This window comes from Pseudomonas sp. B6001 (genome assembly GCF_013386015.1).
Classification (GTDB): domain Bacteria; phylum Pseudomonadota; class Gammaproteobacteria; order Pseudomonadales; family Pseudomonadaceae; genus Aquipseudomonas.
In genome coordinates, this window is the sequence record NZ_JACAOX010000001.1 from 118,781 (window position 1) to 144,048 (window position 25,268).

The 25,268-nt window shown below is 61.3% G+C and carries 23 protein-coding genes; all 23 read right to left on the reverse strand.

Translation table 11 applies throughout. From position 1 onward, the window contains the following. Positions 1–136: 136 nt before the first annotated feature. Complete coding sequence (locus tag HX821_RS00550; RefSeq protein WP_003214564.1) at positions 137–484, reverse strand: Hpt domain-containing protein; 348 nt, start codon at positions 482–484, stop codon at positions 137–139. A gap of 30 nt (positions 485–514) precedes the next feature. Then, positions 515–2,233 (reverse strand): fused response regulator/phosphatase, encoded by a 1,719-nt coding sequence (locus HX821_RS00555; protein ID WP_177035124.1) that lies wholly within the window; start codon positions 2,231–2,233, stop codon positions 515–517. After that, positions 2,230–2,535, reverse strand: coding sequence for an STAS domain-containing protein (locus HX821_RS00560; protein WP_003214569.1), 306 nt, complete (start codon positions 2,533–2,535; stop codon positions 2,230–2,232). Before HX821_RS00560 ends, HX821_RS00555 begins: the two co-directional genes overlap by 4 nt. Positions 2,536–2,623: 88 nt before the next feature. Continuing rightward, positions 2,624–3,073, reverse strand: coding sequence for a flagellar export protein FliJ (gene fliJ, locus HX821_RS00565; RefSeq protein WP_008434833.1), 450 nt, complete (start codon positions 3,071–3,073; stop codon positions 2,624–2,626). A gap of 3 nt (positions 3,074–3,076) precedes the next feature. After that, on the reverse strand, positions 3,077–4,435 hold the full coding sequence (gene fliI, locus HX821_RS00570) for a flagellar protein export ATPase FliI (RefSeq protein WP_087694334.1): 1,359 nt from the start codon (positions 4,433–4,435) through the stop codon (positions 3,077–3,079). Next, a complete protein-coding gene (gene fliH / locus HX821_RS00575) occupies positions 4,425–5,189 on the reverse strand; it encodes a flagellar assembly protein FliH (RefSeq protein WP_008434837.1) in 765 nt (254 codons plus the stop codon). Before fliH ends, fliI begins: the two co-directional genes overlap by 11 nt. Before the next feature lie 10 nt (positions 5,190–5,199). Beyond that, positions 5,200–6,219, reverse strand: coding sequence for a flagellar motor switch protein FliG (fliG, locus tag HX821_RS00580; RefSeq protein ID WP_003214577.1), 1,020 nt, complete (start codon positions 6,217–6,219; stop codon positions 5,200–5,202). Further along, complete coding sequence (gene fliF, locus HX821_RS00585) at positions 6,212–7,987, reverse strand: flagellar basal-body MS-ring/collar protein FliF (protein ID WP_008434839.1); 1,776 nt, start codon at positions 7,985–7,987, stop codon at positions 6,212–6,214. The genes fliG and fliF overlap by 8 nt, the downstream gene beginning before the upstream one ends. A gap of 14 nt (positions 7,988–8,001) precedes the next feature. Then, positions 8,002–8,334, reverse strand: a complete 333-nt coding sequence (gene fliE, locus HX821_RS00590) for a flagellar hook-basal body complex protein FliE (RefSeq protein ID WP_003214581.1) — start codon at positions 8,332–8,334, stop codon at positions 8,002–8,004. Between the two features lie 129 nt (positions 8,335–8,463). Further along, a complete protein-coding gene (locus HX821_RS00595; protein WP_177035125.1) occupies positions 8,464–9,846 on the reverse strand; it encodes a sigma-54 dependent transcriptional regulator in 1,383 nt (460 codons plus the stop codon). 6 nt (positions 9,847–9,852) lie between these two features. Continuing rightward, on the reverse strand, positions 9,853–11,064 hold the full coding sequence (locus tag HX821_RS00600; RefSeq protein WP_102604700.1) for a PAS domain-containing sensor histidine kinase: 1,212 nt from the start codon (positions 11,062–11,064) through the stop codon (positions 9,853–9,855). Between the two features lie 110 nt (positions 11,065–11,174). Continuing rightward, positions 11,175–12,650 (reverse strand): sigma-54 dependent transcriptional regulator, encoded by a 1,476-nt coding sequence (locus tag HX821_RS00605; RefSeq protein WP_003214588.1) that lies wholly within the window; start codon positions 12,648–12,650, stop codon positions 11,175–11,177. Between the two features lie 171 nt (positions 12,651–12,821). Next, positions 12,822–13,118: a hypothetical protein gene (locus tag HX821_RS00610; RefSeq protein ID WP_003214590.1), complete on the reverse strand. Its 297-nt coding sequence runs from the start codon at positions 13,116–13,118 to the stop codon at positions 12,822–12,824. 24 nt (positions 13,119–13,142) lie between these two features. After that, positions 13,143–13,538 (reverse strand): flagellar export chaperone FliS, encoded by a 396-nt coding sequence (gene fliS / locus HX821_RS00615; RefSeq protein ID WP_003214591.1) that lies wholly within the window; start codon positions 13,536–13,538, stop codon positions 13,143–13,145. 129 nt (positions 13,539–13,667) lie between these two features. Further along, a complete protein-coding gene (gene fliD, locus HX821_RS00620) occupies positions 13,668–15,059 on the reverse strand; it encodes a flagellar filament capping protein FliD (protein WP_087694336.1) in 1,392 nt (463 codons plus the stop codon). An 80-nt stretch (positions 15,060–15,139) separates the two neighbouring features. Continuing rightward, entirely contained in the window at positions 15,140–15,496 is a 357-nt protein-coding gene (locus HX821_RS00625; protein WP_177035126.1) for a flagellar protein FlaG, read from the reverse strand. A 74-nt stretch (positions 15,497–15,570) separates the two neighbouring features. Then, entirely contained in the window at positions 15,571–17,004 is a 1,434-nt protein-coding gene (locus HX821_RS00630) for a flagellin (RefSeq protein WP_087694338.1), read from the reverse strand. Between the two features lie 266 nt (positions 17,005–17,270). Continuing rightward, entirely contained in the window at positions 17,271–18,200 is a 930-nt protein-coding gene (locus HX821_RS00635) for a ketoacyl-ACP synthase III (RefSeq protein ID WP_003214601.1), read from the reverse strand. Positions 18,201–18,503: 303 nt separating this feature from the next. Then, positions 18,504–20,087, reverse strand: a complete 1,584-nt coding sequence (locus HX821_RS00640; RefSeq protein WP_177035127.1) for a flagellar hook-associated protein 3 — start codon at positions 20,085–20,087, stop codon at positions 18,504–18,506. 14 nt (positions 20,088–20,101) lie between these two features. Next, positions 20,102–22,138 (reverse strand): flagellar hook-associated protein FlgK, encoded by a 2,037-nt coding sequence (gene flgK / locus HX821_RS00645; protein WP_102604682.1) that lies wholly within the window; start codon positions 22,136–22,138, stop codon positions 20,102–20,104. 10 nt (positions 22,139–22,148) lie between these two features. Beyond that, positions 22,149–23,411 carry a flagellar assembly peptidoglycan hydrolase FlgJ gene (flgJ, locus tag HX821_RS00650; RefSeq protein ID WP_102604681.1) on the reverse strand — a complete coding sequence of 421 codons (1,263 nt, stop codon included), beginning with the start codon at positions 23,409–23,411 and terminating at the stop codon, positions 22,149–22,151. A 4-nt stretch (positions 23,412–23,415) separates the two neighbouring features. Beyond that, positions 23,416–24,504 (reverse strand): flagellar basal body P-ring protein FlgI, encoded by a 1,089-nt coding sequence (locus HX821_RS00655; RefSeq protein WP_032899355.1) that lies wholly within the window; start codon positions 24,502–24,504, stop codon positions 23,416–23,418. A gap of 27 nt (positions 24,505–24,531) precedes the next feature. Further along, positions 24,532–25,227 (reverse strand): flagellar basal body L-ring protein FlgH, encoded by a 696-nt coding sequence (flgH, locus tag HX821_RS00660; RefSeq protein ID WP_003214607.1) that lies wholly within the window; start codon positions 25,225–25,227, stop codon positions 24,532–24,534. Positions 25,228–25,268: the final 41 nt, after the last annotated feature.

A 25,268-nucleotide genomic window follows, 5' to 3' on the forward strand; every position in this document is an offset into this window, starting at 1 on the left:
AGCAGCTCTGCTTTCGCTCTGGTTTTTGATGGGGCAGAGCGCTTTGGTTACTGTGCCGCTTTTGCAAAGTGACTCGCTGCAAGAGCGAAACCATAAGCCGCCGTTACCGAAGAAACGGATATACACACCAAAAGCGTCAGAGCTGAAACCGCCCCCGCTCATGCTCATACAACGGCCGCACCAGCGCGAATTCATGGTCAATCTCATCCACCAACTGCGCCAAATCCGCAACCACAGGCTTGGCGGACTTATCCTCGAGCAACTGACAAAGCTCAGCCAACCGCACCGCCCCAAGATTACCGCTACTCCCCTTGAAGCTATGCGCAATCCGCCCAAGCGCCTTGGCATCATCTCGAGCCCGGCGCAACGCCTCTACCCGCTTTTGCGAGTCATCGAGAAAAGTGTCGAGCAGCTTCGGATACTCGCCCTCCATGACCTCCTGCAAGCCAGTCAGCACATCGGGGTCCAGATGAATCTCTGCCACTTGTTCGCTCCTTGATCAAGAATCGGCGGATTATGCCAGAGCCTTCCATGAAAACTCCACGCACACACACCGCCCGCCGTCAGACCAGCCTACATCGCTGCTCAACTGGCGCACCAGGCTCAATCCCCTACCAGACAGACGGTCAACATCCAGCGGCCTGGCCAGCACCTTATCCACATCAAACCCGGCCCCACTGTCCTCGATCCGCAGCGTCAGACCCCCCCCCTCCCCGGTCGGCACCACATCCAGGTGCACCCGCACATACCCGCTATCCAACCGCGCCAGCCGCTCATTACGCTCGCGGTAATACGCAGCAAACCCCTGCGCATCCCGCTTGAGCCGCGAATCCAGCCCCAGCACACCATGTTCAAGCGCATTGGAATACAACTCCGCCATCACGCTGTACAACGCCCCGCTCTGCTCCCGCAGCCCATGAATCTCCAACAGCAACTGCAACAAATACGGCAAAGGGTTGTAGGACTTGAGCGTCTCGGCACGAAACTCAAAACTTACCGACCAATCCAGCGGCGACGACTGCCCACTGTCGGAATACACCACCGACGACGAACGCAACGGCTCATCCGCCTGCAGGCTGATCTCCACCATGCTGATGTCATCGCGCACCTCACCGCGAAAACCCGCCAGGGCCTGTTCGATCTCCTCGAACAACCGGTCCGGCTCGCGATTGGCCGCAAACACCTGCTGCAACCGCTCGGCGCCAAACAACTGTTCATGGGCATCGGCGGTATCCAGCACACCATCCGACAGCAAAAACACTCGGTCACCCAGCGCCATCGGCCAGACTTCAGTGCGGTCATCAAACGCCTCGGCCGCCAGCACGCCCAATGGCAAATGCCGCGACACCAGCGGCGTGCGCTTGCCGGTGGTGACGTCATGCACGTAGCCGTCGGGCATGCCGCCGTTCCACACCTCTACCACCCGTCGCTGGGCGCTGAGGCACAGCAAGGTGGCACAACAGAACATGTCCACCGGCAGGATGCGCTTGAGCTTGGCGTTCATCTCCCGCAGGGTTTGCGCCAATCCGTAGCCCTTGGCAGTCATGCCGTAGAACACTTCCGCCAGGGGCATGGCGCCGACCGCCGCCGGCAAACCGTGGCCGGTAAAGTCCCCCAGCAGCACATGCATATCGCCCGACGGCGTGTACGCGGCCAACAGCAAATCGCCGTTGAACAGCGCGTAGGGCGACTGCACATAACGAATATTCGGCGCGGCGTTGATGCAGCCCGAGTGGGCCACCTTGTCGAACACCGCCTTGGCCACTCGCTGCTCCTGCAGCAGGTAGTCGTGGTGCCGGGCGATCAGGTCGCGTTGCTGCAACACCGTGGCCTGCAAGCGACGCAGGCGATCCATGGCATTGATCTTTGCCGCCAGGATCACCTGGTTATAGGGTTTGGCCAGGAAGTCGTCACCCCCGGCATCCAGGCACTGGGCCAGGGCTTCGCTCTCGCGCAGGGAGGTGAGGAAGATGATCGGCACCAGCGCCTCCCCCGCCAGTTGCTTGATCTGACGGGCCGCCTCGAAGCCGTCCATCACCGGCATCAGGGCGTCCATCAACACCAACTGCGGCCGTTCACGGGTAAACACATCGACCGCTTCCTGGCCGTTGCTGGCGGTCAGCACCTGGTGGCCCTGGCGGCGCACGATGGTCGACAGCAACAACAGGTCGGCGGCGCTGTCTTCGGCGATCAACACCGTCAGCGCCTCGAGGACCGGGGCCAGGACGCTCAAGTGAGGTCGAACAGTTTGTCGAAGTTGGAAATGGCCAGGATCTTGCGCACATCGGAGTTGGCGTTGACCACCTGCACTTCGGCATTGTCGCCTCCGGCATGGTCACGCAAGAGCAGGAGCATGCCCAGGGCCGAGCTGTCCATGTAGGTGGTTTCCTTCAAGTCCACCACGTAGATCTCGGGCACCTTGTAGAACCGCTCGTAGGCATCACGAAAGGCCTGGTGGCTACCGAAATCGAATCGTCCCCTGACGGTGATCGTCAACTTCGTCCCGTCCAGGGACACTTCTGATTCGACTGACATACGACTGCTTCCTTGTCATTGGCAATGTGCAACAAGGTGTAGCAGGTGATGGGGAAGTGGGCAAATCCGTGTAGGAGCGAGGGCGTGGTTAATAGGGGTTTTGGCGGGGAAGACGCTGGGACAATTCATCCAGCAATTTCTGCTCGCGCTTGTCTTCCAGTGCACGGGCTTCGTCGATGTAGCGCTGCACCAGTTTGCGCAGGCCTTCGACCCGGGCATAGGCCTGTTGCCAGCTGTCGCGGGCCTTGTCGACGTTGGCCTGGTGCCAGGCCAGGCTCTGGCGCTGCTGGCCGACGGCGGTTTCCAACTGGTTGAGAAAGCCCTGGTAGCCCATCAGCCACTGCCCGGAGACGCCCTTGCTGCCACGCTCGATCCACTGCTGCTGATACTCGCCGCGAAAGCGCTCCAGATCCCCCAGCTTGCTTTCCGCCAGGCGAACCTGGCCCTGGAAGTACCCCAGGCGCTGGACGGCGGTCTTTTCAGCTTTTTCGGCCATGTCCACTACCGGGGCAAGGCGCGCGGCGCGAGTGTTGGCCATGGTTTATCCGCCCGGCGCCGGCGCGAAGATGGTGCCCAGGTGTGCCTCGCTTTCACCCATGCTGATCTTGTCGTTGAGGCCCTGGCGCAGGTACGTCACCAGTTGCGGTTGCAGGGCAATCGCCAGGTCGGTCTCGCGATCGCCGCCGGCCACGTAGGCGCCGACGCTGATCAGGTCGCGGCTCTGTTGATAACGCGACCACAGTTGCTTGAACTGCTGCGCGCGCATCATGTGCTCCGGGGTGACCACCGACGGCATCACCCGGCTGATGGAGGCTTCGATGTCGATGGCCGGGTAGTGCCCTTCTTCGGCCAGGCGCCGGGACAGCACGATGTGCCCGTCGAGCACGCCCCGCGCCGAGTCGGCAATCGGGTCCTGCTGGTCATCGCCCTCGGAGAGTACGGTGTAGAACGCAGTGATCGAACCACCACCGGCTTCGGCGTTACCGGCACGCTCCACCAGCTTGGGCAGCTTGGCGAACACTGACGGCGGATAGCCCTTGGTGGCCGGCGGCTCGCCGATGGCCAGGGCGATTTCCCGCTGGGCCTGGGCGAAACGGGTCAGGGAGTCCATCAGCAGCAGGACGTTCTTGCCCTTGTCGCGAAAATATTCGGCGATGCGTGTGCAGTACATCGCGGCGCGCAGGCGCATCAGCGGCGCGTCATCCGCCGGCGAGGCCACCACGACCGAACGCTTGAGGCCTTCTTCGCCGAGGCTGTGCTCGATGAATTCCTTCACCTCGCGGCCCCGCTCGCCGATCAGTCCGACCACGATGATGTCGGCCTCGGTAAAGCGCGTCATCATGCCCAGCAACACCGACTTACCGACGCCGGTACCGGCAAACAGGCCCAGGCGCTGGCCGCGGCCCACCGTCAATAAACCGTTGATGCTGCGAATGCCCACGTCCAGCGGCACGCTGATGGGGTTGCGCTTGAGCGGGTTGATGGTCGGGCCGTCCATCGGCACCCAGTCTTCGGCCTTCATCCCGCCCTTGCCGTCGAGGGCGCGCCCGGCGCCATCCAGCACGCGGCCGAGCATGCTCATGCCCATCGGCAGGCGGCCGGTGTCGGCCAGCGGCACCACGCGAGCGCCGGGGGCAATGCCGGCAACGCTGCCGACGGGCATCAGGAATACTTTGCTGCCGGAGAACCCCATCACTTCGGCTTCGACCTGCACCGGGTGGTAGCTGTCGTCGTTGATCACCATGCAGCGGCTGCCCATGGCGGCGCGCAGGCCTTCGGCTTCCAGGGTCAGGCCGACCATGCGCAGCAGCCGGCCCTCCAGGATCGGCTGGCCGGGCAACTCGGTGACTTCGGCATAGCCACCCAGGCGCTTGGCGAAGCTGGTGCGGTCAAGGCGCATCGGGGGTGTCCAGCTCGACGCTCAAGTCCGGCTCTGCCGGGTGCAGCGCCTGCTCGTGCAACTGATCGAACAGCTTGGCCATGATCTGCGTGATGCGCGTCTCCACCGTGGCATCGATGCGGCTGTGCTCGGTCTCGACCCGGCAACCACCGGGCAGCAGCGCAGCGTCTTCGACGATGCGCCAGGTTTCTTCATGGCGCTCGCGCAGGGCTTTGACCTGTTCGAAATCCTGCGGGTTGATGTACAGCCGCACGTTGCCGACGCCCAGGGGCAGCAGCTTGAGGGCTTCGCGCATCACGCTTTCGATTTGCGTGGAGTCCAGGGCCAATTCGCGCTGAATCACCTGGCGGGTGATGTGCTCCACCAGCCCGACCATGGCTTTTTCAATCTGCGAGTCCTGCTCGGCGATGGGCTCGAACAGGCTGCCCATCAGGGTTTCCAGGCTGGCCAGCTTGACGCTCAGCGCGGCCTCGGCTTCCTGGCGGACCTTGAGGGTGGTGCTGCGAAAACCGTCCTTCTCGCCGGTGGAGAAACCTTCGTTGTAGGCTTCCTGGCGAATGCTTTCGAGCTCTTCCAGGGTCAGTGGCTGGACTTCCTCCAGCGGCACTTCTTCCATCTCGGCCGGGGGTTCTTCTACCGGCTCCGGCTCAGGCTCCGGGCGATGCGGGTCGAAACTGGGCAGCGACCAGACGTCGAACCCTCCGACGTCCCGTGCGCGAATCAGATCGCTGGGCGTCTCATCTTTGTTCGACATGCGCGGCGCCTTAAATCATTTCTTCGCCGCCCTTCCCACCGAGAACGATTTCTCCGGCTTCGGCCATACGGCGGGCAATGGTGAGGATTTCCTTCTGTGCAGTTTCCACGTCGCTGACGCGCACCGGGCCCTTGGCCTCGAGGTCGTCGCGCAACAGTTCGGAAGCCCGCTTGGACATGTTCTTGAAGATCTTTTCCTTGACGCCCTCGTCGGAGCCCTTGAGCGCCAGCACCAGCACGTCGGAGGACACTTCCCGCAGCAACGCCTGGATGCCACGGTCGTCGACATCGGAGAGGTTGTTGAACACAAACATGAGGTCTTCGATCTGCACCGACAGGCTGTCGTCGATCTCGCGGATCGAGTCCATCAACTGGCCTTCCACCGAGCTGTCGAGGAAGTTCATGATGTCGGCCGCACGCTTGATGCCGCCCAGGGTGGTGCGCGAAGCGTTGGAATTGCCCGAGAACTGCTTCTCGAGAATCGTGTTCAGTTCTTTCAGCGCCGCTGGCTGCACGGTGTTCAACGACGAGACGCGCAGGATGATATCCAGGCGCACCTTATGGTCGAAGTGGCCGAGCACTTCACCGGCCTGATCGGGGTCGAGATACGCCACCACGATCGCCTGGATTTGCGGGTGTTCGTAGCGGATCACATCGGCCACGGCCCGCGGTTCCATCCACTTCAGGCTGTCGAGGCCGCTGGTGTTGCCACCCAGCAGGATGCGGTCGATCAGGCCGTTGGCCTTGTCTTCGCCCAGGGCCGAGGTGAGCATCTTGCGAATGTAGCTGTCGGAGCCGACGCCCAGGCTGGTCTGGTCGCCGACGATCTCGACGAACTCGCTCATCACCTGCTCGACTTGCTCGCGGTGCACATTGCGCATTTGCGCCATGGCCACGCCGACACGCTGAACCTCTTTGGGCCCCATGTGGCGCAGCACTTGGGCGGCGTCGGTTTCTCCGAGGGACAGCAACAGCACGGCGGCTTTGTCGACCCGGGAGAGTTTGGCTACTGCAGCTCGGCTATCACTCATCTGCGTTAATCCACTCTTTCACGACCTGGGCCACACGACCCGGGTCTTCGGCCACCAGGCTCTTGATTGCGTTCAACTGAGCGTCATAACCCTCGCTCGGGCTCGGCAACAGAATGCTTTGCGGGCCACCGAGGCTCACGCGGTCGTTGGCCAGTTCGCCATCGAGGCCGCCCATGCCACCCAGTTCGACGTCGCCGCCGGCCAGGGCCAGTTGCTTCTTGCCGTGGCCGGTGATGTTGTTGAGCACCGGGCGCAGTACGCCGAACACCAGCAACAGGATGAACAACACCCCCAGCACTTGCTTGACGATGTCCCAGAACCACGGCTGAGTATAGAACGCTGCCTCGGCGATGACTTCGCCACGCTCGGCGGAGAACGGCATGTTGATCACGCTGACGCTGTCGCCACGGCTGGCATCGAAGCCCACCGCATCCTGTACCAGGCGAGTGAAGCGCGCCAATTCATCGGCGCTCCATGGGGCGCGGGTGATGGCGCCGTCTGCGGCATTGACCTTGACCTGGTCATCCACCACCACCGACACCGACAGGCGATTGATCCGACCCTGTTGCTGCTTGGTGTGGCTGATGGAACGATCAAGCTCGAAGTTCTTGGTGGACTGGTTGCGCTTGTCGGCCGGGTACGGCGCGAGCATGGGCTGGCCGGTGGCCGGGTCCATGATCTGCTGGCCGTTGGCGTCCAACAGCGGCTGGCCAGGCTGCACCGCGCCTGCGGTAGCGGCAGCGCCACCGGTGGTTTGCGGGGCAGTGGCCGGGGTGGGTGGCTGGTTGCTCAGGGCACCCGGCACGCCTTGCGGGCCATTGCTGGCGGTACGTTGTTCGGTGGTCGATTGCTCACTGCGCAGGGCCGGCTGGTCCGGGTTGAACTGCTCGGAGGTCGATTCGACGGCGCTGAAGTCGACGTCGGCCGACACTTCAGCCTTGTAGCGATCATTGCCCAACACCGGTTGCAGGATGTTGTGCACACGCTGGGTCAGCATGCTTTCCATGCGACGGCTGTAGTCGAACTGCTTGCCGGCCATGGTCAGCGAGGAGTTCTCCGCAAGGTCCGACAGCAGGTTGCCCTTCTGGTCGACTACGGTGATCTGCGACTTGCTCAATTCAGGAACGCTGGTGGCCACCAGGTTGATGATCGCCAATACCTGGCCAGGCTCAAGGGAGCGGCCGGCAAAGAGTTCGACCAGGACCGAGGCGCTGGGCTTGCGTTCATCGCGCACGAACACCGAGCTTTTCGGAATCGCCAGGTGCACGCGGGCGCCCTTGACGTTGTTCAGGGCGGAGATGGTGCGCGCCAGTTCGCCTTCCAGGCCGCGACGGTAGCGGGTGGCTTCCATGAACTGGCTGGTCCCCAGGCCCTGGTCCTTGTCGAGGATTTCAAAGCCGATATTCGCGTCGGACGGGGTTACGCCGGCAGCCGCCAGTTTCATCCGCGCACGGGCCACATCGTCGGCCTTGACCAACAGTGCGCCGGAATTCGGTTCGACGGTGTAGCTGATGTCTGCCGCCGCCAGGGTTTCCATGATCTGCTTGGAATCCATGCCGGCCAGGCTGCCGTACAACGGACGGTAATCCGGTTGCTGGGACCACAGCACCACGGCAAAACCAATCGCCACGCTGGCAGCCAGGCCGACCATCAGGCCTACCTGACGCAACATGGTCATCTCGGAGAGGTTTTCCAGGAACGACAGGCCAAACAGCGGCGGCTTGCCGTCTGCCTTGGCGGGTGCGTTATCCACGAGTGCTTCTGCCATGACTCAAATCGTCCTTAAACCGGCATCTGCATGATGTCTTGATAGGCTTGAACCAGTTTGTTGCGCACCTGGGTCAAGGCCTGGAATGAAACGCTGGCTTTTTGCGAGGCGACCATCACGTCGGTGAGGTCCACGCCGCTCTTGCCGATCTCGAAGGCGGTCGCCAACTGATTGGATGCCTGCTGGGTGTCGCTGACTTTGTTGATGGCCTGGCCGAGCATGTCGGCAAAGCTGCTCTGGCCCAATTCCGGTACGGCTTGCGCGGCGGATTTCGGTTGAGCCATGGCATCCATTTGCATGGACCGCATATCCAACATCAACCGATTGAACTCAACACCTTGGCTCATGAACTTTCTCTCCGACGACCCGCAATTTTTTGACACTACACAGCGATTACAGGGGTGGTAGCAACAAGGGTGCCAGCTCCGTGGCATTCTGTAAGAAAAGGCGACTGGCCCTGTCGGCTTTGAGAATTTTCAGGTGGCGTAGAGATAGGCTTCCACGTCCATCCCGGCGTCACGCATCTGCGCCAGCTTGTAGCGCAGGGTGCGCGGGCTGATGCCCAGGCGCTCGGCGGCTTCTTTGCGGCGCCCGCGCTCGGAGCGCAGGGTGTCGATGATCATCTGGAATTCCCGGCGACGCAGGTCGTCGCCCAGGGCGCCGGCGGATTCGGCAGGCACGGCTTCGACCTGTGGCGCGGCAGCCAGGCTCGGCTGCGGGGCTGCGCCCGGGCCCATGGCCAGGCAGAAATCCTGGGGCTGGATCAGGCCGCCCTGCTGCAAAATCAACGCACGCTGGATCGCATTGTCCAGCTCCCGCACGTTGCCGGGCCACGGGTAGCTGATCAGGCAGGCCTGGGCCTCGGCCGACAGGCGCGCCTGGGCATGCTTCATTTTATTGACGTGCTTGCCCAGCAGGCGCTCGGCCAGCGGGATGATGTCGGCCGGGCGCTCGCGCAACGGGCGCCAGGCCAACGGGAACACCGAGAGCCGGTAGAACAGGTCCTCACGGAAGCGCCCCGCCGCCACTTCGCCCGCCAGGTCGCGGTTGGTGGTGGCGACCACACGGATGTCCAGCTGGATCGGCTTGCGTGCGCCCACCCGTTCCACTTCGCGCTCCTGCAATACCCGCAGCAACTTGGCTTGCAGGCCCAGGGGCATTTCGGAGATTTCGTCGAGCAGGATGGTGCCGCCGTCAGCCTGCTCGAACTTGCCGGCCTGCGCCGCGATGGCGCCGGTGAACGAGCCCTTCTCATGGCCGAACAAGGTGGCTTCGAGCATGTTGTCGGGAATGGCCGCGCAGTTGATCGCAATGAACGGCTGGCTGGCACGATGGGATTGCTGGTGGATGTAGCGCGCCAGTACTTCCTTGCCGGTACCGGACTCGCCGGAGATCAGCACGGTGGAATCGCTGCGGGCAACACGGGCCGCCAGTTCCAGCAATTGCGCGCTGGCCGGTTCGAAGGCAATCGGGCCTTCACCCTCGGCAGCGCCCAGGGTGCCGAGGGCATGCCGGGCGACCAGTTCGATCAAGGCTTTGGGTTCGAAGGGTTTCACCAGGTAATCCGCAGCGCCCTGACGCATGGCGTCGACGGCACGCTCCACGGCGCCGTGGGCGGTCATCAGCAGCACCGGCAGTTGCGGCTGGCGCGCACGCAACAGGCCGAGCAACTGGTGTCCGTCCATGCCCGGCATGTTGACGTCGCTGACCACCAGGCTGAAGGACTCCTGCTCCACCGCGTCCAGGGCTTCTTCGGCAGAACCGACCGCCCGATAGTCATGGCCCGCCAGCAACAGCGTGTCAGCCAATGCTTCACGCAGGGCGCGATCGTCTTCAACCAATAAAACCTTGATAGCCATGACCTTTTACTCCGCGCTGACGGCGCATGAAAACAGCGGCAGCGTGATCAACGCGCACGTGCCACGACCCAACCGGGAATGCAGCTGCAATTCTCCCTGATGTGCACGGGCGACTGCCTTGACCACGGTCAGGCCCAGGCCGGTCCCGTTGGTCTTGGTGGTAAAAAAAGGCTCGCCGAGGCGCTGCAGCACTGCCGGGTCAATCCCGCTGCCGCTGTCGCTGATGCTCAGGCGCAGGGTCTCGCCACGGTTGTACAGGTGCACCTTGAGCCGCGCCCCGGGGCCGCTGGCCTGGGTCGCGTTTTCGATCAGGTTGAGCAGCGCGCCCACCAGGGTGTCGCGGTTGCACAGCAACTCGCCGTAATGGCTGTCGCACTGCCAACGGACTGACGCTTCCTGGATATGAGTGGCGGCCGCCGCTTGCAGGGACTGCATCAAGGCGGCCGGGGTGACGCGATCGGTCAGCGGCAATTCGCCGCGGGCAAACACCAGCATGTCGCGCACCTGATGCTCCAGTTCGTGCAGGCGCTCCTTGAGGCGGCCGGCAAAACGCTGGTGGGTGGCGGCGGGCAATTGCTCATCAGTCAAATGACTGGCGTAAATCAGCGCGGCCGACAATGGCGTACGAATCTGGTGGGCCAGGGAAGCGACCATTCGCCCCAAAGACGACAGGCGCTCATGGCGGGCCAACTGGTCTTGCAGGTGCCGGGTTTCAGTCAGGTCGTTGAGCAACACCAACTGGCCGGGCTCGGCATCCAGGGAACGCGTGGCGATGGACAGGCGGCGCCCATCCTTGAGGGAGATTTCGTGGCCGTCGTCTTCCCGCGGGGCAAAGCAGCGGGTGATGACCTCGCGCCACAGCTCGCCCTCCAGCGGCAGGCCAAGCATGTTGCAGGCCGCCGGGTTGGCTTCGCGCACACGGCCCTGCTCGTCGATGACGATCACGCCACCGGGCAACAGGTCGAGGAGGTTTTGCAGACGGTTGGCCAGTCGCTCTTTCTCGGCCAGCTCTTCCATGCGCTGGGCACTGACCACGGCCAACTCGCCTTTAAGCTCGGAAACCCGGGCTTCCAGCAGGCTGTAGGAGTCAGTCAACTGGCTCGACATCTGGTTGAACAGGGAAAAAGCCTGTTCGAGCCCGAGGCGGCTGATCTGCTCTACGGAGGGGGCCGGCCCCTGAGTGTCAGGGACCGAAGATAGTTGGGCGGCGTGGGGCATCATGCTCTCTCGCTTGGCTGACCGTCAGTTAAACGGAACGTTGCGAGTGCTGTAGCAATACCCGTGCCTAAAAAAAACCGCTGATTAATCAGCTGCTTGAAAAACAGGCGTCAATCATCCGCCTGTTCATCACCTTCCTTGCGGCTCATGCCGTACTTGCGCATCTTCTCCACCAGGGTGGTACGACGGATGCGCAGGCGCTCGGCGGCACGGGCGACGATACCGTTGGCGTCGTCGAGTGCCTGCTGGATCAGGCCTTGTTCGAGGCTGCCGAGGTAGTCCTTCAAGTCCAGGCCTTCCGGCGGCAGCATGGCGGTGGAGCCGAAGTCCGGCGTGTGGCCGTTGATGGCCACGCGCTCTTCCAGGTCGCTGCGCAGGCTGTCCACCAATTGCTCGTCTTCGTCGTCGACGTAGCGGAATTTCTTCGGCAGCTCGACCACGCCGATCACCCCGTACGGGTGCATGATCGCCATGCGCTCCACCAGGTTGGCCAACTCGCGGACGTTGCCCGGCCAGCCGTGGCGACACAGTGACATGATCGCCGCCGAGTTGAAGCGAATCGAACCGCGCTTTTCGTGTTCCATGCGCGAGATCAGCTCGTTCATCAGCAACGGGATGTCTTCGACGCGCTCGCGCAGGGGCGCCATTTCGATCGGGAATACGTTGAGGCGGTAGTACAAGTCTTCGCGGAAGCTGCCGACCTCGATCATGCTTTCGAGGTTCTTGTGGGTGGCCGCGATGATGCGTACGTCGACGCTCTGGGTCTTGTTGCTGCCCACGCGCTCGAAGGTGCGCTCCTGCAATACCCGCAGCAGCTTGACCTGCATCGGCAGCGGCATGTCGCCGATTTCGTCGAGGAACAGGGTGCCGCCGTTGGCCAGTTCAAAACGCCCGGCACGGCTGGTGATCGCCCCGGTAAAGGCGCCCTTCTCGTGGCCGAACAGTTCGCTTTCCAGCAGCTCTGCCGGGATCGCCCCGCAGTTGACCGGCACGAACGGCCCGTCACGACGCTTGGAATGGTAGTGCAGGTTGCGTGCGACCACTTCCTTGCCGGTGCCCGACTCGCCAAGGATCAGCACACTGGCGTCGGTGTCGGCTACTTGCTGCATCATCTGGCGCACGTGCTGGATCGCACGACTGGTGCCGACGAGGCTGCGGAACAGGTTGGGTTCGCGGTGACGGCCGCGCTCGCGGGCCTGGTCGTACATCTCGCGGTAGACCTGGGCACGGTGCAGGGAGTCGAGCAATTTGCTGTAGCTGGGGGGCATTTCGAGGGTGGAAAGCACGCGGCGGCGCTGGTCTTCCGGAAGGTCCACGGAAGAAATATCGCCCATCAGCAACACCGGAAGGAACTCATCCCAGGTCGACAGTGTCTTTAACAAGCCCAGAACTGCACCAGGAGCGTTTACCGTCCCGATCAGCACACAAATGACTTCGCGGCTCGACGACAAAGAGCTGACCGCCTGCTGCCAGTCGTGGCTGCCGCAGGGTAGATTTTCTTCGCCAAGAAAATTCAGGATCACCGCCAGATCGCGGCGCCGAACGCTATCGTCATCGATCAGCAGAATTTTGGTTTCACGCCACATGCAATAGCAACTTCCCTAGTAAAACTCTAATGCCCTCGAGTTGGGGCAATCTAGATTGCTGTAGGCATTTTCTGCGCTACGGCTTTCTGACGTCTGAAAATAGCACTAGTTAAGTCAAAAAATCGTGCACAGTCAAATTTATGACGCGCGGTGTTCGGATTAACTGAGCCTTCAGCCGAACATATGGTAAACCTTTGACGCATGTTTAGCTCGGTTGAACTGCGACATCTCTTCGAAAATAGCCTGTCGCTCCCCTGTCGTCGCCTCAAGCAACTGCTGGTAGACCGAAAGCAAGTCTTCCAGTTTTGCCCGAATGGCTGCCTCATCCGCCGATTCCTCGTTGAGCGCAGCATCGATCAACGCGCGGCAGCCCAAATCCAGTTCGCCGATCGCACCCCAGTTGCGTTCAGCCAACGCCTCGGACAGCGCCTCACGGGTCTCGTCGATTTTTTGCAATGCTTGGCTCATGACATCGTCCTCAGGCCTTACGGCCTACTGTACCTCTGTGGCAATACCGTCCCAGCCTTCCTTGAGCGTAATCATCAGGCCTGCGACCTCATCGATCATCGCAGCGTCATTCTGACGGTTGGCTTCCAGCAGGCGCATGGTCATGAAGGCATACAGGTTATCCAACTGCTGCAGTGCAATCGGGTCCGGGGTCTTCTCGGGGTTCAGGCCGTCACGCAACCCGACGAGGATGTCCACCGCCTTGCCCAGCATCAACCCCTTCTGCGCGATATCACCGCGAGCCATCGCACCCTTGGCCTGCGCCATACGATCCAGTGCGCCTTCCATCAGCAACTGCACCAGGCGGTGCGGGCTGGCTTCGGAGATCTGGGCGTGGGTGTTGACCTTCTGGTATTGGCGAAGGGCTCTCATGGGATTCATGTTTCTACCTCGTGACAGGCGACAGCTAAAAGGGTGGACGCTGATTATTATGTCGACGGCGTTACACAAAACTTTAGCCCGCCTGGCGCTTTGACTCAGCGCCTTCGGCGGGCTTTATCCATCCGCCAATCAGGTGGACTTCGGATTGTTCAGCGAGTTGAGGGTGGTCATGACGCTGTCGCCCTGAGCCTTGAGCTGCGCAACCAGGGAGTCCATGGCGTTGTATTTCAGGGTCAGGGACGCCGTCAGGGCATCAGAACGCGTGTTCAGGGCGGTCTGCTGGTTGGTCAGGTCCTTGAGGTTGTCCTGCAGGGTCGTGGACTTTTGGGCGAACACCCCGGTCTTGCTCAGCGCATAGTTGGCTGTGGCATTCGTCAGGCTCGTCAACAGCCCATTGGGGCCGGTGAAGATGCTGTTGATGTCGGAGCCGTTAGTGAGGGCGGCCTTGTCAAACGCCACATCACTGACGCTCAGCGTGCCCGCTGTCTGGTCCGTGGTCACGCCAAACTGCGCCAGGGATGAAAACGTGCCGCTACCGGTCACCGAGTTCATCACGTTGCGGATCGACGCCATCATGGTACGCACAGAGCTGTCCCCGGTCAGCGCGCCTGGCGTGACGGAACCGTCGGCATTGGTGGTGACCTGAGTCTCGGCATTCACAGCCTTGACCAACGCTGTGTAAGTGTCCGTGAAACCCTTGACTGCCGACTTCAGGGTGGCGGCGTTCGCAGACACCTTGATCGTCGAATCGCCGTTAGGGCCGTCGGCAGCTGCCGAAACCCCCGTCAAGGTGATGCTCACACCACTGATTGCGTCGGGCAGGGTATTACTCGTGGACTCTTGAGGACTGCCGTCCAGGGTATACACGGCGTTCACCGGTGCCGCGCCCACGACAGTCGCGCCCGTATCCAGGCCCGAGGAGCCCTTGAAGGTGATGTCACTACCTTTACCGGTAGTCGAGGACGTGACCACCAACCGGGAACCGTTGGAGTCAGTCAGGATGTTGGCACTCAAGCCCGAATTGCCGTACTGCGTGTTGAGCGAGTCACGCACCTGCTGCAGGGTCCCGCCCGGCGGCACACTGACGCTGTAATCCTTGCCGGACTGGGAGACCGTAAACACCGTCGCCGAAGCCCCGGAATTGACGACGGCCGTCGGCCCGCCAGGAATCACTGCCGTGGAGACTTTGGACGCCGTGGCCAACTTGGTAACGTTCAACGTAAAGTTACCGGCCGCGGCACCCGGGCCCAACGTGACCGTCGCGAGCTTATCGTTCGAAACCGTCGAACTCAGGCCGCTGAAGTTGACGGTCTTGGTCATATTGTCCAGCGCGCCCCGGAACGCGTCCAGGGCCGCCTGGATTTTACCGATCGAGGTCAGTTGCGCAGTGGATATTTTGGTCTGGCTGTCGATCTGCGCTTGCTTGGGTGCGGTTTGCGAACCCACCAATGACTTAACAAGACCTTGAACGTCGATACCCGTACCCGGGCCGTTGACCGTTAGACCTGCTACGACTGTCATCGTCTTTCTCCTAATCCGGGGCTGATGCTTTATTGACGAATCACGCTCTAGGCAGTTTTCGCAACAAAGTTCATGCCAGTTTAGACCTTGGCGTCAAACAGCAAGCTGCTGGCGTCATGAAGGCTCTGGGCGAGTTTCAGGGCCAATTCCGAAGGAATCTGGCGAATGACTTCACCGCTCTCGGTTGCGATGACCTTAACCACAACCTGGTGGGTGGAGTCATCAATGGAAAAATCCAGTTTGCGCTGGGCAGCCTGGATGAATTCGTTTATGTCGTTGACGGCTTTTTTCAAGTCGGTGTGGCTCGGCTGCTGGGCATCTTTCGCGCCAGCAACGGAGTCCACCTTGGGTTTCTGCGGATCGGCACTGACAGGAGCTGGAGCATTCTGTGGCGCTGCCGCAGGGTAAGACAGGTTCAGTTTGACGCTCATGTCCATGACCAATCACCTCATTAGACAAAAGACAAAAGGGCACGTAAACGCGCCCTTCCGTCAGTTACCAAGCGCCGTTATTACTGAAGCAGCTTCAGTACAGCGGATGGCAGTTGGTTCGCCTGGGACAGGATCGCAGTCGAAGCCTGTTGCAGGGTTTGTTGCTTGGTCAGCTGAGCGGTTTCAGCAGCGAAGTCAACGTCCTGGATCACGCCACGGGCAGAAGTGGAGTTGTCCGAGATGCTCTGCAGGTTGGCGATGGTGTTGTCGAAACGGTTTTGTACAGCACCGAGGTCAGCACGCTGGGAGTCGATGGTGGACAGTGCCTGGGTCAGCACGTCAACAGCGCTCTGTGCGTTGGCAGCGGTGGTCACGTCAGTGTTGCTGACAACGACTTTGCCCGAGTTGACAGCAGTAGCACCCGCTGCGCCGAACACGCCGGTAACGCCGTCGCCAGCCAGCGAGTAGCTGGAGCTGGAGTTCAACGAGACTTGGCCAGTAGCAACCAGGTTTGCAGCGGTCAGGGTTGCGGCAGTGCCGAACTGACCGTTGCCGCCCTTGGTTTGCACGCCGATGGTCTGGCCGCCAGCGTCAGCACCGGAGAAGGTGAAGTTCTCACCCGAGTCGGATTTGATCGACAGGGAGTCGGTCGACTGGTCGAAGTTAACGCTGATGCCCAGTTTGGCAGCGTTGGAGTTCAGTTGGTCAGCCAGGTCAGAAGCTTTGGTGATACCGGTGAAGCTAACCGAAGCGCTGCCTACGGCCAGAGTGAAGCTGCCACTTGGGTTAGGAGCCGCGAAGGCTGGAACAGTGAATTTGGCTTCGTTGCTGGCAGAGGCCTGCAGGCCGCCGACCGCGCCGTTCAGTTGAGCAGCGATAGCCTTGGCAGAGGCGCCGGCAGCAATGGTCAGTGCAGCAGAGGTCTGGCCGCCACCGGTAACAGTGATAGTGCCGCCTGCAACGCCGGCGCCTGGAGTCTGAGCACTGGACAGCAGCTGCTGCGAACCAATGTTGTTAGCCGATACGTTGCCCAGGCTCATGTTGATGGTCTGGTTGGCGTTGGCGCCCACTTGGAAAGCGGTAGTACCGAAAGAACCGTCCAGCAGGTTACGACCACCGAAAGTGGTGGTAGAAGCGATACGGGTCAATTCAGAAGTCAGAGCAGCGTACTGAGCCTGGTTCGACTTACGGTCGTCAGCGCTGAGGGAGCCGTTAGCGGACGACAGAGCCAGGGAACGCATGGTCTGCAGGATGTTGGTGGATTGCTGCATCGCGCCTTCAGCAGTTTGCGCGATGGAGTTACCGTCACCGGCGTTCTTGATGGCAACGCCCAGGCCGTTGATCTGGCTGGTCAGACGACCAGCGATTTGCAGGCCGGCCGCATCGTCTTTGGCGCTGTTGATACGCAGGCCGGAGGACAGGCGCTGCATGGAAGTTTGCAGGGCGCTGGAAGCCTTGTTCAGGTTGTTCTGAACGGTCAACGAAGCAAGGTTGGTGTTTACTGTTAATGCCATGACGAAATCCTCGTGGGTGGTGTACTGCGGCTTCCGGCCCTGGCAACCGCCGGGTGTGGCCTAGAGAACCTTCGTAATAGTTATCGTCGTGAAAGCAGGTTGCTTGAGGACTTTTTTGATTTTTTTTACTGGCGCCGTGCCACCCCTTTTAATTCAAGCATTTACGATAGCCCAAACCCCAGCAATTGTTGGCTTTCTGGCGCCAAATAAAAAACGCCCATAATCTTTCGATCATGGGCGTTTTTTTGTGCAGCGCCTTTAAGTCGTCAAGGGCGGTGCAAAATCGCCGAGCCCCAGGACAGCCCCACACCAAAACCACTGATGGCGACGCGCTTCCAGGTGGAGTCGAGCATGTGCTTTTCCAGCAGCAGCGGAATGCTCGAGGACACGGTGTTGCCGGTCTCGACCATGTCCTTGATGAACTTGTCCACCGGCGCGTCTTCGAAACGCCGGGCCACGGCGTCGACAATCGCCGCACTGCCCTGGTGGATGCAGAACGCATCGATCTCGTCAGCCTTGAGGTCCGATTCGTTGAGCAGCTCGTGCAAATGCGCCGGCACCTTGAGCAAGGCGAAGTTGAACACCTGGCGGCCGTTCATGAAGAACACGCCATCGCTGACCTTCAAGTGCGGCGCACCGGAGCCGTCAGTGCCGAACTTGGACTTGCCCAACTGCCACGGCGCGTCTTCACCCATCCAGGTGGCGGTAGCGGCATCGCCGAACAGCATGGTGGTGTTGCGGTCTTCCGGGTCGACGATCTTCGAGTACGGATCGGCGGTCACCAGCAGGCCGTTCTTCAGGCCGGTGGCTTCCATGAAGCCCTTCATCGCATAGATGCCGTAGACGTAGCCCGAGCAGCCCAGGGAAATATCGAAGGCCGCCACGTGCGTCGGCAGGCCCAGCTTGTCCTGGACGATGGCGGCGGTGTGAGGCAAGCCCTCTTCGTCACCATTCTGGGTAACGACGATCAGCGCATCGATGGACTCGCGCTTCAAATCGGGGTTGTTGGCAAACAAGGCGTTGACCGCCTCGACGCACAGATCGGAGGTTTCCTGCGCGGCATCCTTGCGCGGCAGGAACGCCGAACCGATCTTGCCAATGATGAATTCTTCATCCTTGGCGAATTTGGCACCCTGGGCGTAGTTATCAATCCCGTCTGCCGGCACGTAACTGGCGATGCTTTTTATGCCAATCATTGTGGCTTCCCAATACTAAATAGCTGGAGAACACCCCGCGAGACACGTCGCCGGGTGCTGACAATAATGGGGATGACCCCGCAAAAAACTCGCCGAAAACCGCCTTTGTACCCTGGCGGCAGGCCCTCGCAGAGACCTGGCGACGACCTATCCTTTTCACACGATACAGTGAAGATGCGCTTTATGACTCACAGGTCACTCAATTTTCTGCGCTTTGTGCGAAACACGGGGACATACAAACGCCAAAAAGCACAACGGCCCACCCCGTTTCCAGGGTGAGCCGCCGGTTTGCAGCTGCGGACATCACATTTTGTTGAACAGGCTCAACTGAGAGATTTTCACAAAGGCCAACTGAGAGGCCTGCAGCATGGTTTGCTGAAGCTGCAGGTTGATCGCCGCCTGACCCATGTCGACGTTGCCCAAGGAACTCATGGTGTTGGTATTGGCAGTCCCCAGGCTGGTGTTCTCATCCGTTTGAAGATCCAGGGCATTCTGGCGAGCACCGATGGAGCCGCGCACCTGGTCAATCTGTGAACTGGCGTTGTTCAGGTTGCCGATGGTTTTGGCCACCACATCCTTGAGGTTGTTCTGCGCGACCAGATTGCCGTCAGCCGGCGTTTCCAGGGCTTTGCGCAATTGGCTCAACGTGTCCAGGGCGTTTTCGTTCTTGTTGCTGACGGCGCTGACCGCAAACTGGTCGCCCGCCCCTGGCGCACCACTGATGTCGAACGTCACGCCGGCCGCGTTGATCGAGGTGGCACCGGCAGCCATGGTGCCGGTCGCGATGGTCTTGCTGTTCGGACTGTAGGGCTGCGCATACACCTCATACGTGGTGCCGCTGGTGAATTTGATCACCGCACCGGTATCAGGGAAGGTGCTGGCGTAGGCCGCCTGATCCGTCACCTGGCCACCGGTCACTTGTGCAGTCGACGCGTTGCCTGGCGAACGCGAAGCACTGAAGGTGTCCGGCTTGGATTGCAGGGTGAACGCCTTGCCCGCCACCAGTGCGTCGGAGTCAGCGCCGGGCGCAACGTCCGCGCCGAGCGTCAGGCTGATATCGAACTTGACGCCGCGCAGGTTGACGCTGGATGCGCCCTCTTTGGTCGCGTCGAAAGCGCCGTTGCCGGGAATCTCGGAGGTAACGTCGTTACCGTCCTTGTCGGTCACGGAATACTGCGTGCTGCTGCTGAAGGTCAGCTTGTAGGGCTGGCCGTCGGTAAAACTCTTGGTGTAGGTGACACCGGAGGTCACCGTGCCCGCCGATACCGCGACCTTGCCGTCATTGACCGCAGGCGGCAACAACGTAGCCTGGGTGCGACCGGTGTTGGTCGAACTTTCCATCATCGACTTACCGGTGTCGCCCACCGCCATCGACAGATTGTCCGAGATCTGCAAGCTCAGCGGCGTCTCGTCACCCTGATACGTGTAGGTGCCGTCGTTATTGCGGATGTAAGGCGGCGTGTCGGTTTTCGACCCGGAAAACATGTAGTTGCCGTTGGCATCCTTGGAGTTGAGCAAGCCCAGCACCTGGTCCTCAAGCGCGCCCACTTCGCTGGCGATGGATTTACGATCGTCATCGCTCAGGGACTGGTTGGCCGCACGCAGCGCCAGTTCATTACCGCGCTGCAAGGCGGTGTTGATGCTCTTTAACACCGATTCTTCGTTGGTCAGCGAGTTCTGCAGGGTGTTGATGTTGCCGTTGAACTGGCCAAGCATGTCTTTCTGTTGCTGCAATTGCAGCAAGCGCGCGGCCGCGACCGGGTCATCGGAGGCGGTCTGCACCCGGATACCACTGCTCGCCTGGTCCTGGGCTTTCACCACACCGGAATAGTTCGTCTGGTACTTGCTGGCGCTGGTGTCGAAATACTGCTGTGTAGAAATACGCATCGTCCCAGACTCCTTTAAAGGGCATTAATCAGTGTGCTGAAAGTTTCTTGCGCAGCCTTGATGATCTGCGACGACGCGGTGTAGTACTGCTGGAACTTGATCATGTCACCCGCCTCTTCATCCAGGTTGACCTGGGACACCGAGTTGCTGGCCGCCTTGTTCGCTGCCAACAGCGCACCCGTCGCGGTGGAGTCGGTAGCGGCCTGGCTGGCTTTGGAGCCCACCTGCGACACGAGTCGGGCGTTGGCGCTGACCAGGCTCACACCCGGGCTGCCGTCGCTGGCGCCCACGGTGGCCTTGGTCTGCAAGTCCAGCAATTGCTGGGCGTTACGGTTGTCGGAGGTGCCCGAAGCGTTGAACGAGAAAGTCGTGCTGTCACCATTGGCAGGCGAGCCGCCGACCGTGGTGTCGAAGTTGAAGCTTTTGCCCGGGATCAACGCACCGGAGGCATCGCGCATCGGTACGTTGATGCTGATCTTGTTGCCCTGGCCCGGGATGATGGTGCCACTGCCGATCGGATTGCCTTGCGCGTCGCTCACCGTATACGACTGGGTGCCGTCGGCGGCCGGCTTGCCAAAGAGCATTTTTACCGGCATGGAGTTTTCGATGCCGGCGCGCAACTGGGCGGTATCAGCGCCGCCATGAATATCCAGCGGCACAGTCAGCTGAGGCGGTGTGAACGTACCGGTGCCGGTGTTGGTCTTGCTTGCGTTCCCCGCCAAGGGGCCCGCGAAGGCGAGCTTGTTGACGTCCTTCAGGTCGACACCGATGCCCGTGGCCCCGTTGGCCGTGGGGCTGACCTTGAAGCTGTCACCGGCAGCCATGGGCCCTTTGCCGTCCAGCGCCAGGGTAAAGCCATCAATCACCGGCGGCGGCGTGGTGGTGGTGTCGAACGAACCCATGGCCTTGCCGTCGGAGCGGACGACGTTGTACTGGTTACCACTGGTAAACGTGACTTTGTAGTCGTAGGTCGTCAGCTGGCTGCTGTCCTTGATCGTGACATTCAGGTTGCCAGACCCCGCGCTGTTGCCGGCGGCCCCTTGGCTGCGCTGGGAAATCGCCGCCGCGCTGTTGATATCGGTGAACAGCGACGAACCGAATTCGCCGTTGAGGTCCAGGCCCTGGCCCAACTGATTGTTGATCGTGTCTGCCGTGGCAATCGCGATGCGCCCCAGATCATTGATGGCCGGCATCAGCACGTCACTGCGATAGCGCAGCAAGCCACCGATACTGCCGCCGGTGACTACATTGCCAAGGTCAATGGACGAGTCGCCCATCGAGAGCTGGATGGTGTACTGGCTATTGTCGGTGCTACTCGGTACCGCAGAGATATTATTGGATATCCCGCCTTCCACCAGCGACTGCCCCGTACCGGTCGTAATACTGAACTGTCCGTTTTTTTCCGTGGCCGTAACGCCGATCAGCTCGTTGAGCGAGCGCACCGCTTCGTCACGCGAGTCCAGCAGGTTGGCCGGCGCACTGCTGGAAGTCCCCTGGGCCTGGGCAATCTGCTTGTTGAGCGAGGCGATCGAGGACGTCAGCTTGTTGACCTGGTCCGTCATGGTGCTCAACTGACTGTTGATCGTTTGTTTCTGCTGGTTCAACTGGCCGGAAATGGAGTTGAAGCGGTTGCTCAGGGTCTGGGCGCTGGTCAGCAGCAATTGGCGCGCGGACACGTCGCCCGGGGTGGCAGAAGCCGTCTGCGCCGCCGCGAAAAAAGCACTGAGCACCGAAGACATGCCGGTGTTGGAATCCGACAAGGTCTTGTCGATGGCACTGGCCTGGTCCAGGTAGGCGTTGGCATCGCTGTCGAGTGCCGTGCTGTTCTGGTAAGCCGTGGTGAGGAACTGGTTGTACACCCGACGCACGTCCGCCAGGGTCGTACCGGTGCCGATAAATACGCCGCCGTAGGCGTTCGACGCATTCGCGGTCTGAGCGCTCTGTTGACGCGAGTATCCCGGGGTGTTGACGTTGGCGATGTTGTTACTTAAGACCGACAACGATCCCTGGGCGGCATTGAGCCCCGACATCCCGATATTGAGCAAACTCATGATTCAGACCTTATAAATGAGTGGAAGCGCCCGCGGCAGCGTAGTTCTGGTAGCTGTTCATCGTTTTTGCGATCTGCGAAATCTTGCTGGCGTAATCCGGGTCGGTTGCATAACCGGCTTTTTGCAACTCGCGCACAAACTGTTCCGGGTTGTCGGCTGATTTCACAACTTCTTTATAGCGATCATTGCTTTGCAGCAACGTGACCAGGTCATGGAAGCTGTCCTGGTAGGAATTGTAGGAACGGAACTGCGCCGTCTCCTTGACCATCGCGCCATCGCGAAACTCGCTGGTGATCGCCCGGGCCTGTTCGCCCTGCCAACTCTGGCCGGCCTTGATGCCGAACAGGTTGTGGCTGCTGGTGCCATCCTCGGCACGCATCACCGATTTACCCCAACCGGTTTCCAGGGCGGCCTGGGCCACCAGGTAGCGTGGGTCGACGCCAATCCGCGCGGCGGCCTGCTTGGCCATCGGCAACATGGTGGCGACAAATTCATCCTGCGAGCTGAAGGCTTTCTTCGCCGGTGCCAGCGGTGGCTGGGCGACGGCGCGGCCGTAAACCTGCATCTGCCCGCGAGGCGGTATGGCGGCAAGGCTGCGGGCGGTGCTGTTGACCACGCCATCATCGGCAGCGCTGTTGCGCAGCGGCGCGGCCTTGGCGGCAGTGGTAGCCTCGGCACCCGGCACGATGCCGGCCAGCAGGCGATCCGTCAGCTTGCTCGGCAACGAGATGCGTCGCTGGTTCATCAGCGCCATGTCGTTGGCGTGGGAGTTGGTGCCTTCAGGCACCGCCACGCGGTATGCCCACAATGGCCGCTGACCATTGCTGCGGCCCAGCGGGCCATCGGCCTTGGTACCGGCGGCAATTTCAGTCGGCACATCCACCTTCTTCGCGGGCGCAGCCGGGCCTTGCAGGGTGGCCGCCTGGGCGTCCACCGGTTTGTTCTTCTGCATCTGGCGCAGCAACACGTCCGCCAGGCCGATACCACCGCCCTCGCGAGACAGGGAAACCGCCAACTGCTGGTCGTACATTTCCTGGTACTGCTTGGCCGCCGGGGTATTCAGCGGGTTGTCCTTGCCCAGGGCTTCGGTAGCCGAACGCATGGACTTGAGCATCTCGCCGAGAAACAGCGACTCGAATTCCTGCGCGACCTTGCGCATGTTGCCGTCGCTGTTCTTGTCGCCGACCTTCAACTGGTTAAGCCGGTTGAGGTCGGAATAGGAACCCGAATCCGCCGTGCTGGTCAGGCCGCTCTTGCGCATGTCCATGGCCATGGCGTCAGATCACGATCAGGTCGGCTTGCAAGGCGCCGGCCTGTTTCAATGCTTCGAGGATCGCCATCAAGTCGCCGGGCGCTGCGCCCACCTGGTTCACCGCACGGACAATCTCGTCCAGGGTGGTGCCGGGGCCGAACTTGAACATCGGCTTGGCTTCTTGCTGGGCATTCACCCGCGAACGGGGTACCACGGCAGTCTGGCCGTTGGACAACGGGCCAGGCTGGCTGACGATCGGGTCTTCGGTGATGGTCACGGTCAGGCTGCCGTGGGTCACGGCCGCTGGCGAAACCTTGACGTTCTGGCCAATCACGATGGTGCCGGTCCGCGAGTTGATGATGACTTTCGCCACCGCCTGGCCCGGGTCAACCTCAAGGTTTTCCAGCAGGGACAGGTAGTCCACACGCTGGCTTGGGTCCAGCGGTGCCGTCACACGAACCGAGCCGCCATCGATGGCCTGGGCCACGCCCGGGCCGAGCAGCTCATTGATCTTGTCGACCACGCGCTTGGCGGTGGTGAAGTCAGAGCGGTTGAGGTTCAGGGTCAGGCTGTTGCCCTGGTTGAAGCCGCTGGGCACGGTGCGCTCCACCGAGGCACCACCGGGAATCCGCCCGGCCGACGGCACGTTGACGGTGATCTTCGAACCGTCGCGGCCTTCGGCATCAAAGCCACCCACCACCAGGTTGCCCTGGGCAATGGCGTAGACGTTGCCGTCGATACCTTTGAGCGGCGTCATCAGCAAGGTGCCGCCGCGCAGGCTTTTCGAGTTACCCATGGACGACACGGTGATATCGACCACCTGCCCCGGCTTGGCGAACGGCGGCAAGTCAGCGCTGATGGACACCGCAGCGACGTTCTTCAACTGCACGTTGCCCGAGCCCGGCGGTACCTTGATGCCGAACTGCGAGAGCATGTTGTTGAAGGTCTGCAGGGTGAACGGGGTCTGGGTGGTCTGGTCACCCGTGCCGTTAAGCCCCACCACCAGGCCGTAGCCGATCAGCTGGTTGGACCGCACGCCGGAAATGCTCGCGATGTCTTTCAAGCGCTCGGCCTGGGCGCCTGCGCTCAGGGCCAGCAGCAACATCGCAGCCATCAGCTGTTTGAAGTTCAAAGTGATCACCTAGAAAGGGAACAGCGGGCTAAGGAAGAAACGGTCAAACCAGCCCGGCTGACTGGCGTCAGCAAACGAACCCGTACCCGAGTAGGTGATGCGTGCATCGGCAATCCGTGTCGACGGCACGGTGTTGTCGGTGGAGATATCGTCGGCGCGAACCATGCCCGCAATGCGCACCAGTTCGTCACCGGTGTTGAGGGTCATCCACTTCTCGCCGCGTACGGCAATGATGCCATTGGGCAGCACGTCGGCCACGGTCACGGTGATCGAGCCGGTCAGGCTGTTGCCCTGCCCTGCCGCACTCTTGCCGTTGGTGGCGCGGTCGCCGCTGTAGCCGGCGTCCAGGCTCAGGTCACCGCTGCCCAGCGGGTTGTTGGTGTTCGGTACACCGCCAAACAATGAAGTCAGGCCGATGCTGGTCTTGCTGGTCTTGCCGATCTGCGAGTTGGCGTTCTTGCTCGCCTGGGTCTTCTCGTTCAGCGTGATGGTGATGATGTCACCGACCCGGAAGGCCTTGCGGTCGCTGTACAGGTTCTGTTCGAACCCGGCCTGGTAGATCGAGCCATTGTTGGCGGCCGCCGGCAACGGCGTGCGCGGCAACACCGGCGCATAGTACGGGTCATTGGGTTTAGGCGTCGGGGCGACACAGCCCGCGAGCACAGCAATCCCACTCAATGCCAGAACAGAAACATAGCGATTCATGACCCATACCTCACGGTGTTGCAGGCGCCTTCAAGGGCGCC

What these genes read in the sequence shown, in the direction of transcription:
- HX821_RS00560 (WP_003214569.1), bottom strand. Translation starts at nt 2,535, where the DNA reads ATGTCAGTCGAATCAGAAGTGTCCCTGGACGGGACGAAGTTGACGATC.
- fliJ (WP_008434833.1), bottom strand. Translation starts at nt 3,073, where the DNA reads ATGGCCAACACTCGCGCCGCGCGCCTTGCCCCGGTAGTGGACATGGCC.
- fliI (WP_087694334.1), bottom strand. Translation starts at nt 4,435, where the DNA reads ATGCGCCTTGACCGCACCAGCTTCGCCAAGCGCCTGGGTGGCTATGCC.
- fliH (WP_008434837.1), bottom strand. Translation starts at nt 5,189, where the DNA reads ATGTCGAACAAAGATGAGACGCCCAGCGATCTGATTCGCGCACGGGAC.
- fliG (WP_003214577.1), bottom strand. Translation starts at nt 6,219, where the DNA reads ATGAGTGATAGCCGAGCTGCAGTAGCCAAACTCTCCCGGGTCGACAAA.
- fliF (WP_008434839.1), bottom strand. Translation starts at nt 7,987, where the DNA reads ATGGCAGAAGCACTCGTGGATAACGCACCCGCCAAGGCAGACGGCAAG.
- fliE (WP_003214581.1), bottom strand. Translation starts at nt 8,334, where the DNA reads ATGAGCCAAGGTGTTGAGTTCAATCGGTTGATGTTGGATATGCGGTCC.
- HX821_RS00595 (WP_177035125.1), bottom strand. Translation starts at nt 9,846, where the DNA reads ATGGCTATCAAGGTTTTATTGGTTGAAGACGATCGCGCCCTGCGTGAA.
- HX821_RS00600 (WP_102604700.1), bottom strand. Translation starts at nt 11,064, where the DNA reads ATGCCCCACGCCGCCCAACTATCTTCGGTCCCTGACACTCAGGGGCCG.
- HX821_RS00605 (WP_003214588.1), bottom strand. Translation starts at nt 12,650, where the DNA reads ATGTGGCGTGAAACCAAAATTCTGCTGATCGATGACGATAGCGTTCGG.
- HX821_RS00610 (WP_003214590.1), bottom strand. Translation starts at nt 13,118, where the DNA reads ATGAGCCAAGCATTGCAAAAAATCGACGAGACCCGTGAGGCGCTGTCC.
- fliS (WP_003214591.1), bottom strand. Translation starts at nt 13,538, where the DNA reads ATGAATCCCATGAGAGCCCTTCGCCAATACCAGAAGGTCAACACCCAC.
- fliD (WP_087694336.1), bottom strand. Translation starts at nt 15,059, where the DNA reads ATGACAGTCGTAGCAGGTCTAACGGTCAACGGCCCGGGTACGGGTATC.
- HX821_RS00625 (WP_177035126.1), bottom strand. Translation starts at nt 15,496, where the DNA reads ATGGACATGAGCGTCAAACTGAACCTGTCTTACCCTGCGGCAGCGCCA.
- HX821_RS00630 (WP_087694338.1), bottom strand. Translation starts at nt 17,004, where the DNA reads ATGGCATTAACAGTAAACACCAACCTTGCTTCGTTGACCGTTCAGAAC.
- HX821_RS00635 (WP_003214601.1), bottom strand. Translation starts at nt 18,200, where the DNA reads ATGATTGGCATAAAAAGCATCGCCAGTTACGTGCCGGCAGACGGGATT.
- HX821_RS00640 (WP_177035127.1), bottom strand. Translation starts at nt 20,087, where the DNA reads ATGCGTATTTCTACACAGCAGTATTTCGACACCAGCGCCAGCAAGTAC.
- flgK (WP_102604682.1), bottom strand. Translation starts at nt 22,138, where the DNA reads ATGAGTTTGCTCAATATCGGGATGTCGGGGCTCAATGCCGCCCAGGGA.
- flgJ (WP_102604681.1), bottom strand. Translation starts at nt 23,411, where the DNA reads ATGGCCATGGACATGCGCAAGAGCGGCCTGACCAGCACGGCGGATTCG.
- HX821_RS00655 (WP_032899355.1), bottom strand. Translation starts at nt 24,504, where the DNA reads ATGGCTGCGATGTTGCTGCTGGCCCTGAGCGCAGGCGCCCAGGCCGAG.
- flgH (WP_003214607.1), bottom strand. Translation starts at nt 25,227, where the DNA reads ATGAATCGCTATGTTTCTGTTCTGGCATTGAGTGGGATTGCTGTGCTC.